Here is a 13834-nt window from a genome sequence, read left to right on the forward strand (position 1 = left end):
TGCAGGTTGCTTGGCAACAGATTCTGCCGAAATATCAGATGGGAAGCAAAGACTTTAAAGCTTGCTAAACTCTCTATCGACTTTAAATGCTTCTGAAGTCACGTACGCTTCTATATTGCGTAACTGAGACTCCATTTTGTCAAAATCCCCTGCCAACGTATCAATGAGATCAGCAGGTGTTTGACCCTTTTGCCACGGTTTACTTTTAAGTACGTGATCCTGCTTTTCTTTCACGCTTTGCGCATACTCTCTAGGCTGTTTATCTAGCATAAAGGTCATGGCAACATAGGCTAACAAGACTAAAAATAACCCACCAAGCACGGCGGCGGATATAAATAAAATCCGAACAATCCACACTTCTAAGCCAAAGTAATTCGCCAATCCTGCACACACGCCAGACACTTTGCCATTAAGGGTATCTCTGTATAAGGCTCTACTCATAACGGCGTCTCCAGTTTGGTGTTTCTGTATCAAGAATGCGCTCTAGAGTATCAATGCGAGTCTGCATGGCTTCTGCTTTCACTGACAACGACTGCAAACGCTCATTATCTTCTTCAGATAAACCCACTTCGGAGTTACGTTTGCTGCGGTAATGCAAAAACAGCCAAAGTGGAGCAACAAAAATCAAAAATATGATGAGAGGACCAGTTAAAAACAACGACATCATTCAACACTCCTATTTATTGACATTCTTTGAGATGCTCTTTTTAAGTTTCTCTAACTCTTTCTCGACTTCATCCTGAGCTTGCAGCTCGGCAAATTCTTGGTCGAGAGACTTACTATTGCCCGACTGAGCAAATAAATCTGCTTCTGCTTCCAATTCATCAATTTTGCGTGAATACTGCTCAAACTTCGCCATGGCTTCGTTTGTACGGCTGGTATGAAGGTGCTTCTGTACATCACGGCGGTTGCTTGCCGTTTGACTACGAATCGATAAAGACTGTTGTTTTGCTCGAGTCTCAGTGATTTTGCTTTCTAGCTTGTTGATTTCTCCCGAGAGCTTTTCTATGGTTTCATCCAAAATTATGTCTTCGTTCTTTAGCTCTTTAATCACATCCTCAAGCTTCTTTTTCTCCATGAGAGCAGAGCGTGCTAGATCATCTCGTTGTTTGGTGAGTGCCAATGTCGCCTTATCCTGCCAATCATTGCAGTGGTCTTGGAGAGATATCAGCTTACGTTCAAGCTCTTTCTTGTCTGCCATCGCTTTAACGGAATTGGTTCTTACTTCGACTAAGGTATCTTCCATTTCTTGAATGATTAATCGAATCATTTTCTCCGGGTCTTCGGCTTTATCCAGTAGTGCACTGATGTTAGAATTTACTATATCGGCAAATCTTGAAAAAATACCCATTGTATACCTCCTAAAACGTGTAGTACTTGCTATCATCGGCAATAATCCAATTTACGTGCCAAAATATATTTTGTTATTTTTCAATGAGATAAAAACACAAACAAGTATTCAACTATAATAATATGATGAATTTCACCTCATTTTGGTCAAATTTACCTTTTCGTTGGAGAGCAGCATGCAGCAAGATCTAATCGGTGAAGCCCCCACTTTTCTCAAAGTTCTCGATAAAGTTTCTAAAGTCGCCGCAATTAACCGGCCAGTCCTAGTGATTGGTGAGAGAGGAACAGGTAAAGAACTCATCGCTCAAAGGTTGCACTACCTCTCATCTCGATGGAATCAGCCTTTGATCACATTAAACTGTGCCACTCTCAGCGAAGGCCTCATTGATTCAGAGCTATTTGGCCATGAAGCTGGCGCGTTTACAGGTTCTAAAGGAAAACATCAAGGCCGATTCGAACGTGCCGAGAAAGGCACCTTGTTTTTGGATGAGTTGGCGACAGCTCCGCTTACCGTGCAAGAAAAACTTCTTAGGGTGATTGAGTATGGTCAGTACGAAAGAGTCGGAGGGCATGCGTCCATAAACGCCAATGTACGGTTGATTTGCGCAACCAATGCCGACTTGCCTAAAATGGCAGAATCGGGTCAATTTAGGCACGACTTATTAGATAGGCTAGCCTTTGATGTGATTCACCTCCCTCCTCTAAGAGAACGTCCGCAAGATATTTTGTTACTTGCCGACCATTATGCGATAAGAATGTGTCGAGAATTGAATCTTGATTATTTTGTTGGCTTTTCTTCCTCGGCGTTAGGAGAGCTAGGGAGTTATTCTTGGCCCGGCAATGTGAGGGAGCTCAAAAACGTGGTGGAGCGTGCCGTTTATATTCATGGCAACAAACCAGAACCAATCGATGAGTTGGTGTTTAGCCCATTTGAGCCAAGTTGGATTAAGCAAAAAAGTACTGCGAATAGTAGTGACAGTCAGCGAACTACAAACCATACTGAAAACATGCGTTTGACGTTCCCAATGAATTATAAAGAGTGGCAGGAAGCCATGGATATTGAGCTATTAAACGCCACCATGAAGGAGGCAAAATACAGTCAACGTAAGGCAGCAGAGCTATTAGGATTGAGCTATCACCAATTAAGAGGAATGGTTAGAAAGTATAATCTCTCTAACAAGCAGGATAGCTAACTCGCAAGTTGTGTTTATAAATGGATCATGTTGGTGAGTGAAGCACTTAACTCAGGTCGTTGAAATGGCAGTTGAGGCTGGCGAATTTTCAATGAATTGAAGCTATAGTTCAGTGCGTGAGCACTCCATGAAGCGCGCTATGAATTTATTGATAAAAATGACACTGGGAATGTGCTCCTTGAGCTTGTTGGCGGGCTGTGGAGAAAAGTCCGATCACACTAAAGTCCGCCAAAGCGGGTTTGTCTACTGTGGACTGGGGGGCTCACATACCTTTAACCCTCAGTTGGTCGATAGCGGTATTACCTCTGAAGCACTTAGCCCACAGTTGTTTGATACTCTTATAAACTTAGATGCCACTTCCTATAAACCTAAGCAAAATATTGCCACTAGCTGGACCGTGAATAAAAAAGGCACTGAGTATGTGTTTCATCTTAAGAAAGGCATTCAATTTCAAAGCACTCATTGGTTTAGCCCGACACGAGATCTTAACGCCCACGATGTAGTATTCAGTTTTAAACGCATCATAGATCCCAAACACGCCTTTCATAAAGTAGGGGGTGGTTTATATCCTTGGTTTGCCAGTGTTGATTTCGCTGATCTAGTAAAAGATGTAAAAGCTCTATCCACCTACAAAGTTAAGTTCGAACTTAATCGCCCCGACAATTCGTTTCTCTCTAACATCGCCACCAGTTTTGCCGTTATCCATTCAAAAGAATACGCTAATCAGTTAGAGCTGAGTGACGAGAAACAAATGATAGACAGCCTACCCATTGGCACTGGACCCTTCTATCTAGATGAACATCAAGTTAATGACTTTATTCGTTTAAAGCGACACAATAATTACTGGAAAAACAAAGTGAAGATGCATCAAGTCGTATTTGATGTTTCACAACGTGGCACTGGCACTTTCGCCAAATTTTTGCGCCAAGAATGCGATGTGCTTTACTCTCCGCTATCCAGCCAGATACCTATCATCAAGCAACACAAGTTCCTCGACCTCATTTCTAAGCCAGCGATGAATGTGTCTTTCGTCGCTGTGAATACCACTCATCCTGCTCTCACTGACTCTAGAGTGAGGAAAGCACTAAGTTTTGCAATTAACAGACAAAATATTCTTGATTCGGTATACTACGGCACGGGCAGCCTTGCCTACTCCATATTACCTCCAAACTCGTGGGTATATAGGAAAGATCAAACCCAAGTGCGCTATGACAGAAACTATGCTCTCGCTTTATTACGAGAGGCCGGATTTAGCCAAGGGTTGGAATTAACCATGTCGGTACCCTTGGATCCCAGAGCGTATAATCCAAGCCCGATTAAAACTGCGGAGCTCATTCAAGCGAATTTAGCTGATATAGGGATAGAATTGAACATCATTACTGAAGATCGCTTTGACAGCAGTGACATCGACGATATGGCTCATATCGATCTTGCCTTATCTGGTTTGATAGCCAATACAGGCGATCCAGATAGCTTTTTACGACCACTTTTATCGTGTAGTGCAAAAAAATTTGGATTAAATGTGTCCAGCTGGTGCGACAAAGATTTTGACGAACTGCTCGATTTGGCTTTAGAAGTGGATAATCCTCGCTATAGGCTCAATCTATATCGACAAGCGCTCAATATCCTCAATGACGAGTTTCCGGTTATACCTCTGGCTCATGGCATGCATTTCCAAGCACATGACGACTCTTTATCCGGCTTTCGAATTAGCCCATTCAATACACAACCTTTTGATTTAGTTGAGAGAATTAGATAAATGCTTTGGTATTCAATCCGACGCTTTAATCTGTTTATTATCACCCTACTTATTCTCACCATTGTAGGGTTCAGTTTATTGCGCCTCGACCCCGATTCACCTTGGTTAAAAATCGGATACTGGCACGGCTGGATGTTATATCTAGGTGACTTACTGCAATTTAACTTTGGTGTGAGCAAAGATGGAACACCGATTATTAACGAACTCGCCATTGTATTTCCGGCCACACTCGAGTTGTGTTTTATTGCGTTTTTAATGTCTATTTTTGTTGGGATTCCCGTTGGTACTATCGCCGGAATGAAGCAAGGAAAATGGCTTGATACCGTCATTTCCTTTATATCAATGGCAGGCTACTCCGCGCCGATTTACTGGATTGCGCTGTTGCTTATCATGGTGTTCTCATTGCACTTTCAAATGTTCCCAGTGTCGGGACGTTACGATTTGCTTTACCAAGTGCATCACGTCACCGGTTTTGCTCTGATTGATTCGTTATTCGTTGAACACCAATACCGTAGTCAAGCCTTTCGCAGCGTAGTGGAACACTTAATTTTGCCTTGTTCTGTGCTTGCCTTAGCACCGACAACACAAGTTATTCAACTGACCCGAAATGCAGTTACCGACGTGATGACAAAAAACTACATTCGGGCAGCAAGAATTCGAGGTCTATCCATCTATCGCATTGTATTCCAACACGTACTGCGAAATGCCATTCCTCCCATTGTACCTAAGCTCGGCGTTCAGTTATCTAGCATGTTAACCTTAGCCATCATTGCTGAATCTATATTCAACTGGCCCGGCATTGGTCGCTGGCTGTTAGAAGCCTTATCCAACCAAGATTATGTAGAAATTCAAGCTGGCGTGATCGTCGTCGGAACATTAGTGTTAAGTGCCAATATTCTTTCTGATCTTTTTGGTGCAATGGTTAACCCGTTAGTAAGGAAAGAGTGGTATGCTAACAAGTAACGTTTATCAAGAAGAGCATATTCCAACCCAGTTTGAGCGTTTCTGGCGTAGCTATCGCAATAATAGCATGGCAATGTTTGGCTTTTGGTGTTTATTAATTATCACCTTAGTGACTCTTGCAGCCCCCTGGATCACCCCACACGACCCACAGGCCCAATCCACTCACTTGCTGCTTCCGCCTTCGTGGGATCCCACAGGAACCGTGGATTATTTTTTAGGCACTGATGATCTTGGTAGAGATATATTATCTCGCATTATTTTAGGCTCTCAGCTGACCTTTGGCGCTGCGGTTATTATTACGTTTTTCGCCGCAATTATTGGCTGCACGATCGGTATCCTAGCAGGGATGACCAAGGGACTGTTATCGAGTACTCTCAATCACCTGTTGGATACGGTGATGTCTATCCCTTCCATGCTGCTTGCTATTATATTTGTTGCATTTTTCGGCTTCGGCGAACTTAATATCCTCATTGCTATTGGTCTTGCGTTGATTCCGAGGTTTGTTCGTTCCGTTTATATTGCGGTTCATGCAGAAGTTGAAAAAGATTATGTGATGGCCTCACGACTCGATGGTGCACGTAACTTCTTCTTATTGTGGAATGCCATACTGCCAAACATTCTTGCTGTTATTGCAAGTGAAGCCACGCTAGCGTTGTCGGTCGCAATCTTAGACATTTCTGCATTGGGCTTTCTGGGCCTTGGCGCTCAATCTCCCAGCACGGAATGGGGAGCAATACTCGGTGACGCTGTGGAGTTGATTTACCTTGCACCGTGGACCGTTACCTTACCTGGATTAGCTATCATGTTTGTCGTCATTGTGATTAATCTTGTTGGCGATGGCGTTCGCACATCGCTAAACGCAGGAATTGAATAATGGCTTTACTTGATATCCGACACTTAACAATTGAAATCGAAACGCCACAGGGGATGGTGAAAGCTGTCGATAAAATGAGCTTCACGATGAACGAAGGGGAAATTCGTGGTCTGGTTGGTGAGTCGGGCTCTGGAAAAAGCCTGATAGCAAAAGCCATCGTTGGCATTAACAAACCTAGCTGGAAAATCACCGCTGATCGCATGCGACTAGGCGACATAGACCTTCTTCAGTTAACCTCAAAAGAAAGACGCAGAGTCGTAGCTCGTGATATTGCGATGATCTTTCAGGAGCCAGAAACGTGTTTAGACCCTTCTGAAGAAGTGGGGAAACAGCTTATTGAAGCCATCCCATCACACAGCTTTAAAAAAAGGTTTTGGGTAAAAAATAAGTCGGCGAAAGATCAATCCATTAAGCTTCTGCATAAAGTCGGTATTAAGGAGCACGATCGCATTATGAAAAGCTATCCGTACGAGCTGACCGACGGAGAGTGCCAAAAAATCATGATCGCCATGGCCATCGCGGCAAAACCGAAAATTCTTATCGCTGATGAGCCCACCAATGACCTAGACCCCATCACTCAATCGCAAATTTTACGTTTATTGAGCCGGATGAATCAGGTTAATAATACTTCTATCTTATTGATTGGCCATGATTTAACGACTATTACACAGTGGGCTAATCGCATCACTGTTATGTACTGTGGGCAAGCCGTTGAATCTGCTGATACCAATAAAATCCTATGCTCTCCCAAGCACCCATATACTGAAGCATTGTTAAACGCAATGCCAAACTTTAACGACGATGTACCGCAAAAACAAAAGCTCCAATCCCTGCAAGGCTCCATCCCTCCTCTGCAACATTTACCAATTGGATGTAGATTGGGCCCAAGGTGCCCCCATGCACAAAAGCAATGTGTTGAAATGCCAATGACTCGACAAGTAAAAAACCACAAATTCGCTTGTCATTTTCCACTTAACATGGAGAAAAAGTCATGAGTTCATTGTTAGAAGTCAGAGATCTGGCCAAAGATTTTTACACACGCTCTGGCCTGTTCCGTAAACAAGCGCAACGAGCCGTCAAGCCCGTTTCTTTTAGCTTAGAGGCCGGACAAACTATCGGCTTCATAGGCAAAAACGGCTCGGGAAAATCAACCTTGGCTCGAATGTTGGCTGGTATGGTAAAACCTACATCCGGAGAGATATTCGTTAACGGAGAACAACTAAAACACAAAGATTATTCGACTCGATGCAAGCTGATCAGGATGATTTTTCAAGATCCTAATACCTCTTTGAATCCTAGAATACAGATTGGTCGTATACTGGATGGCCCCCTTAAGCGGAATACGAGTATGACCACTGAAGCAAGGATGAAGAGAATTAAAGACACTCTACTAAGAGTCGGCTTGTTACCCGAGCACGCCTATTTCTATCCTCAGATGTTGGCCGCCGGACAAAAACAAAGGGTCTGTTTAGCACGAGCCCTAATTCTTCAACCTTCTATCATTATTGCCGATGAAGCGTTAAATGGCCTCGATATGGCGATGCGTTCTCAGATCATTAACCTGTTTCTCGATCTGCAAGAAGAAATGGGGGTATCGTTTATCTATGTTTCTCAACATATAGGTATTATCAAGCACATTACCGACAAGATAATGGTGATGCACGAGGGAGAAGTGGTTGAGTCCGGAAACACGTTAGATGTGTTGTCCGAACCTCATCACACAATTACCCAAAGAATGGTGGAAAGCCACTTCAACCAATCACCATGCTTTGGGAAGAAAAGTTAGCGTTACATTAGATGCTCTTGAAGCCAAGGCCAGCCCTGTTTTTTACGGCTTAGCGTGTTTTCCATCGTTAACACGCCATCTTTTTCAAATGAAAGCAGCTTGTTGGCCCATTCGCCTGCATAAATTAGTCGAGTTGTTGCTTTGGTTATATCCGTCAACATCACAGCAGCAAACGCCAGGTGCTCTTCTTCACAGCGACGTACAAGATCGGCTTTCATACCATCAACAGTATCTTGAACCTGGTCGAAAGTAGCCAACTCAACTTGGCCAACCACCACATTTCGTCCATTGAATGGATAAGCTTTGAGATCTTTTTCAATTAGCTCTTGAGCCGTCAGCCCTTCAATATTGGTTTTTGCTATCAGTAGTGAACGGATAAATCCATCCAAATCTTCTACTTGTGCGATATCGGCAAGTACCATCACGGCATCTTTATCTTTTTGAGTACAAGTCGGTGAGGCAAATCCAACGGTATCAGACAATATGGCTGACATCATCAATAGTGCATTGGTTTTACTAATTTCAACCTGCTCCATTTTGAAAAGATTGAACAAGATAGTGCACGTGCATCCGACAGGCCAAATCCAAGCTTCAAGTGGGTTCACCGTCATCACATCACCAAGCCTATGGTGATCAACAATACCTAATATTTCCGCTTGCTTGACATCATCTGGAGCCTGAGACAGATCGGTATAATCAACCAACCATATCTTTTCACCAGCAACACTCGTTCGAAGCTCAGGTTGTTTAGCGCCAGCCGTCTCTAAAATATGTTGTGTTTCTCTGTTTATTTCACCCTGACGAACTGGAGTGGCTTCTAACCCTCTCGCTCTTAATAAATCACTTGCAACGATAGCACTACAAATACTGTCGCTATCTGGGTTTTTATGGCCAACCACTAAAATCATGCTTTACCTACTTACTTCTCAATCAGACTATTTAACCCCTACCCAGGGTAAAAGAGGTGCACTACTTTACCCGAAATTACCATTTTGTCATTACTTTTGCGGTTTGGAAGAAGTTTGAGGCACTTGCCTGCACGCGACAAATAGCAAAAAGGAGCATCTCTGCCCCTTTTAAATCAAAAGCTATGGATAAGCGGTATTTTATTTACGGCCAAGTTTGGACAGCGATACACCATTCATCAGATTTTGCTCTATTTTCTCTAAGCTTACGCCTTTTGTCTCTGGGATGAGCGCCATAGTGATAAAGATAAATACCACATTAAGAGCCGCGTATAACCAGAACGTTTGTGCATTGCCTAGCACCTGAAGGAAAGTAAGGAACGTAGCGCCCACAATCATGTTCGCAATCCAGTTAGTTGCTGTACTGACAGTAATCCCGAAGTCACGCGCTTTTAGTGGCTGAATTTCTGAACACAGAACCCAAATTAGTGGGCCAGCACTCATGGCAAATCCAACAATGAAGACAAGCAACACGAAGGCGGCAAAATATTGCTCTGCTGTGGTAGACACACCCATATGAAGTAACGTACCTAGGATTGCCATGCCTGCCGCCATCACAAGGAAGCCAAGTTTAAGAACTGGTTTACGGCCCCATTTGTCTACCAAGCCAATAGCGATAAAGGTAGCGAATACGTTCACTAAACCGACAATCACTGTGCCCCACATTTGTTGTGACGTACTCGCAAAGCCCGCTATCTTAAAGATTTTAGGTGCGTAATACATGACAACGTTCATACCAGTGAATTGCTGCATCACCTGTAAAACAATACCGAGGTACACCGCACGGCGGCAGTTACGGTTGGTAGCAAACAGTGACCAACCACTTTGTTTCACTTTTAAGCTTTCACGAATGGCCTCTAGCTCTTTCTTTGCAGATGAGCTGCAACCACGTAATAACTCAAGTACTTCCTTCGCCTCAACATCACGCCCTTGAAGCGCTAACCAGCGAGGACTACGCGGTAACATAAGTACCCCGATGAAAAGAATCAGTGCAGGAATAGTGATAACGCCAAGCATCCAGCGCCATTGTCCCTCGTAGCTAAACGCCGTATCTGATAAGAACGCAACAACAATACCGATTGTGATCATCAACTGATACATCGAGATCAAGCTACCACGCAGCCTTTGAGGGGCAATTTCTGAAAGATAAAGCGGCGCTGTAAAAGAAGCAACACCCACCGCAAGGCCAAGTAATACACGGAAGACAATGAGTATTTCAGGGCTCGCCGCTAATGCGCAGCCTAACGAGCCAATACAAAATAAAATCGAAGCGACGATTAAACTGTATTTACGACCAAACTTTCTTGATAGTGGTCCAGAGCCCACAGCACCCACTGCAGCACCAAACATCATTGAACTCACTACCCACTCTTGGGTATGAGTCGCCAAACCAAATGCCTTGGCGATAAATGGTAATGCACCAGATATCACACCAATATCTAATCCAAACAATAAGCCTGCAAGCGCTGCAATAATACAGGCAATAAACACGTGTCGATTTAGACCGCCATCATCCTGGGAGTCGGACGATATACCATCAGTATTTCTATCACTAATCACTGTTGCCATAGTAGAGTCTCTTTGATTTTATAATTTATTTAGCTCCGGTTTCAGGTTCAAAACGCCTACTAAACAGCGCGTCGTTAGTTGCGCGCTATAGCCATCCATTACGTTTTAACTCTGCGACCAAAGCTTTTTTATAATTTGAATTACAATCCTTTGAAGTGCGTATTTAGGTTAACCCTGACTAGGATTTACATCGCTATCCTTAATACAAGTACCCGCTCCCTGACCCTAAATTTCTAACCAATCTCTAGTTCCAAATTGATGAAACTCTGACCTATCCATTTCCATAATCAGTTACAGATTGAATGGTAACGATTACATTAAAATAATTTGGTGATAAAGATCACATAGACAAACAAAATGTAACAGTTTTATATCCTTTATTAACCAATGTTCTTAGGTTTTAATATTGCTTAGGTTGATATGCATTGATAGGAATACCTGCTATAAAGCGCCATTTTCAACAAATATGTTTTCAATTTTAGTATGTTAATGCCTAGAACGAAAATTAAACCAACGAGTGAAGAAATAGTGTTTATTGATTTTAGTTAATTGCAAACAAATTTGATCTATTACTAAGTTTTTACTTAATAAATTTGATGGGCATCACTTTTAATTTTATTGAAACTTCAATTTTGTAAACGTTTACAGTCCAATACACTAAGTATGCAATCGGTATACCTTTGTTAGGCAAAATCTGTTCAGTGACTAGCAACAAATTGCGAGTTTTATAAAAAAGCAACGTTGCAAATGAGAAGCACCAATGGGATAGATAGAAAAATATCTAGAAAAGGTTATAGAGCTCACGCTTGATAGCGCTGATTCTGGTAGGCAATGTTGTAAATAAAACGAACGACCCAAGCAACCTTTTCGAAGTCACTTGGATCTTATACCCAAATTACTTCAAAGGATTAAAGGTTATCCTTAAACCAATCTAATTGATGTGCGACGACAGACTCAAAGTGCTCGCCCGTGTAAACCTCATAGTGAGTAGCACCGTGTTCAATGTATAACTCTTTCGGCTCCGAAGCTTTTTGGTACAAACGCTGTGACTCACACAATGGATTCACGCCGTCTTCAGAGGCCGCAACGATAAGCAAAGGCACCTTTAAGTCGCTCACTGACTGGATGGGTTTATGGTTGAGTGTTTCCCAAATGGTTAAAAAAGGAATTTTGATGTTTAATGCTGGAAATTCCTCTTTATACTTGTCAAAAAATGCTATTGATTGTTCATCGCTGAGTACTTTACTAACTGGAACCATCATTTCTTTGCCAGTTTTGTCTTTTTTCTCGCGCATCCTTTGTAAACTAGCAAGAAACTTCTCTTTTTCTTCCTCGCTCATCTTTCCTGTGATGACTTCCTCACCATCTGAAAAAGTAAGCTGGCTCACTACGCATTGAACGTTGCTGTTCTCACTTGCTGCGATAATCGCGTTGGCTCCACCAAAAGATGTTCCCCATAACGCAATTCTTGTAGGGTCGACCTGCGGCAAAGTACCCACAAAGTCAACGGCCGCGTGAATATCTTCTATTTGTAACGTTGGCACAAGACGACCGCTTTCGCCCTCGCTCTCTCCGAAGCCCCGATAATCAAACGTTAACACTGCATAACCTTCTTTACTGAAACGTTCCGCAAAGTTAGGTAGTAGCAGCTCTTTTACGCCACAGAAACCGTGGCACATAATAATGACAGGATAGGATGTTTGACTTTCTCCACTTGGTAGATATAAGTTACCCACTACATTTAAGCCATTTGACGTAAAATTTATTTTTGAATGCATTTTTGCTCTCTTTCTATTTATATTGATTTTTAATTCAGGTAGTTATTCACACAAAATATCGTTGTATCCATTTCATACACGATATTACTGCAAACATTCATGGAGAAGACTTTGAACGGTATAATAAACATTTCATGGTTGCAATTGTTACTGTTTGCTATCACCCTGCTCATCCCATTTATCATCAATTTTCAATATAAACTGCAATTAAACCGAGAGATTGTCACGAGTGTTGTTCGCATGAGTGTACAGCTTATATTGGTCGGTATCTATTTAGAGTATTTATTCAGCATTAATAATTTCTATGTCAATGCGGCATGGATTTTATTGATGGTTTTGATCGGCTCAAGTGCTGTCATTAGCAAAAGTCAGCTTCCCAAAACTCGACTATTCATCCCTGTGTTTGCTGGCTTATTTGTCGCTTTAATCCCAATGCTTGCCATCTTATGTTTTGCGCTTGTTAGACCTACCCCCTTGTACAGCGCACAATATGTTATTCCCTTAGCTGGAATGCTGTTAGGAAACAGCTTGAGCGGCAATATCGTCGCACTACAAAACCTGTTTACCGCGCTGGAAGAACGAAGCAGTGAATACGAAGCCGCCATCTCTTTAGGCGCTCCTATTAGCTATGCCACTCGTCCCTATATTCAATCCGCTATGCAAAAATCCTTAGCCCCCATTTTAGCGTCAATGACTACCACAGGTTTGGTTACTCTACCTGGGATGATGACAGGGCAAATTCTTTCAGGCACTAGCCCTCTCTTAGCCATCAAATATCAATTGATGATAATGATAGCCATCTTTGTCACTATGTCTGTATCGATTACCCTGTCACTTAGATTATCCATATGGAATGCCATTGATAAAGGCGGAAAAATACTGGTTCGATTTAAGCAGTAGAATAGTCAAGTGATATGACACAAAACCACTGGCCTTGTGTACAAGCTAGAGCCCCACAACGCATTGACTCGAGAAATGTATAAACAGGTTATAAACAAGTTAACAAATATATTGTGTCTTTATTTAGTAACAAAAGTTTAATAATAAATATATCACCTAACATTTTGGTTAAAATAAATCCTACTCTATATCACAAATAATGAACATTTTCCTTCCTCCCCATGCCAAGTGACTTTAACCATTTGTTATTTAAACATAATCCATTTAGTGCTATGAGAAGATAAATTCGATCTTTATATATACAAAATAGTTATATAATTTCGGTATAAATTGATTGACAACAGTATTACTTTGGGTTTCCCACTAGTTTGTCCACAGAAAATGTGGATAACGTTTCAAAGCTGTCATTTCCCATTGCACGAAAAGTGATCGTTGCAACTACAGTCCCCTATATTGGTGCAATTTTGAGCCGGAAAACACCAAAATAGTGAAACGATTTATTGCTAGGCAAGGTTATCCAATGACGGACAATCTCATCACCTGATGAACAAGCATAAGAGCATAATTTTTTTGCTTTGATCACCTTGATGGTTAATTTAAAGTCGGCACCGTTCAATAAAGTCATTCCAAAACGCACACAACCATGATACAAGACGATGTTTTGATCTTTGCTTGCACCCCTAGCAAGCCTTTTAGC

13 protein-coding genes are annotated in these 13834 nt (G+C 42.1%); 7 read left to right on the forward strand and 6 right to left on the reverse strand.

The features are described 5' to 3' along the window. Positions 1-54: 54 nt before the first annotated feature. Genes pspC through pspA form a run of 3 tightly spaced genes read right to left on the reverse strand, consistent with a single transcriptional unit; the run spans position 55 to position 1351 of the window. The gene (gene pspC / locus M9194_RS11520; RefSeq protein ID WP_250612791.1) at positions 55-441 is read right to left on the reverse strand and encodes an envelope stress response membrane protein PspC; all 387 of its coding nucleotides are present in this window, start codon (positions 439-441) and stop codon (positions 55-57) included. Continuing rightward, complete coding sequence (gene pspB, locus M9194_RS11525; RefSeq protein WP_250612792.1) at positions 434-667, reverse strand: envelope stress response membrane protein PspB; 234 nt, start codon at positions 665-667, stop codon at positions 434-436. Before pspB ends, pspC begins: the two co-directional genes overlap by 8 nt. 9 nt (positions 668-676) lie before the next feature. After that, positions 677-1351: a phage shock protein PspA gene (gene pspA, locus M9194_RS11530; protein WP_250612793.1), complete on the reverse strand. Its 675-nt coding sequence runs from the start codon at positions 1349-1351 to the stop codon at positions 677-679. A 175-nt stretch (positions 1352-1526) separates the two neighbouring features. Between pspA and pspF the strand changes: the two genes are divergently transcribed. The 6 genes from pspF (at position 1527) to M9194_RS11560 (ending at position 7925) form a co-directional block, all read left to right on the forward strand. After that, entirely contained in the window at positions 1527-2543 is a 1017-nt protein-coding gene (gene pspF, locus M9194_RS11535) for a phage shock protein operon transcriptional activator (RefSeq protein ID WP_250612794.1), read from the forward strand. 139 nt (positions 2544-2682) lie between these two features. Continuing rightward, positions 2683-4302, forward strand: a complete 1620-nt coding sequence (locus tag M9194_RS11540; protein WP_250612795.1) for an ABC transporter substrate-binding protein — start codon at positions 2683-2685, stop codon at positions 4300-4302. Continuing rightward, on the forward strand, positions 4303-5265 hold the full coding sequence (locus tag M9194_RS11545) for an ABC transporter permease (protein WP_250612796.1): 963 nt from the start codon (positions 4303-4305) through the stop codon (positions 5263-5265). After that, positions 5252-6139 carry an ABC transporter permease subunit gene (locus M9194_RS11550; protein WP_250612797.1) on the forward strand — a complete coding sequence of 296 codons (888 nt, stop codon included), beginning with the start codon at positions 5252-5254 and terminating at the stop codon, positions 6137-6139. Before M9194_RS11545 ends, M9194_RS11550 begins: the two co-directional genes overlap by 14 nt. Continuing rightward, positions 6139-7134, forward strand: a complete 996-nt coding sequence (locus M9194_RS11555; RefSeq protein WP_250612798.1) for a peptide ABC transporter ATP-binding protein — start codon at positions 6139-6141, stop codon at positions 7132-7134. Before M9194_RS11550 ends, M9194_RS11555 begins: the two co-directional genes overlap by 1 nt. Continuing rightward, positions 7131-7925, forward strand: coding sequence for a peptide ABC transporter ATP-binding protein (locus M9194_RS11560; RefSeq protein WP_250612799.1), 795 nt, complete (start codon positions 7131-7133; stop codon positions 7923-7925). The genes M9194_RS11555 and M9194_RS11560 overlap by 4 nt, the downstream gene beginning before the upstream one ends. Before the next feature lie 2 nt (positions 7926-7927). On the opposite strand, the gene M9194_RS11565 is transcribed toward M9194_RS11560, so the two are convergent. From M9194_RS11565 to uilS, 3 genes are all read right to left on the reverse strand, one after another. After that, positions 7928-8833 (reverse strand): manganese-dependent inorganic pyrophosphatase, encoded by a 906-nt coding sequence (locus M9194_RS11565; RefSeq protein ID WP_250612800.1) that lies wholly within the window; start codon positions 8831-8833, stop codon positions 7928-7930. A 198-nt stretch (positions 8834-9031) separates the two neighbouring features. After that, positions 9032-10459: a sugar porter family MFS transporter gene (locus M9194_RS11570; protein ID WP_250612801.1), complete on the reverse strand. Its 1428-nt coding sequence runs from the start codon at positions 10457-10459 to the stop codon at positions 9032-9034. A gap of 908 nt (positions 10460-11367) precedes the next feature. Further along, a complete protein-coding gene (gene uilS, locus M9194_RS11575) occupies positions 11368-12237 on the reverse strand; it encodes a UilS family quorum-quenching N-acyl-homoserine lactonase (protein ID WP_250612802.1) in 870 nt (289 codons plus the stop codon). Positions 12238-12348: 111 nt separating this feature from the next. Between uilS and M9194_RS11580 the strand changes: the two genes are divergently transcribed. After that, the gene (locus tag M9194_RS11580; protein WP_250612803.1) at positions 12349-13137 is read left to right on the forward strand and encodes an ABC transporter permease; all 789 of its coding nucleotides are present in this window, start codon (positions 12349-12351) and stop codon (positions 13135-13137) included. Positions 13138-13834: the final 697 nt, after the last annotated feature.

It is taken from the genome of Vibrio sinus, assembly GCF_023634645.1.
Lineage (GTDB): Bacteria > Pseudomonadota > Gammaproteobacteria > Enterobacterales > Vibrionaceae > Vibrio > Vibrio sinus.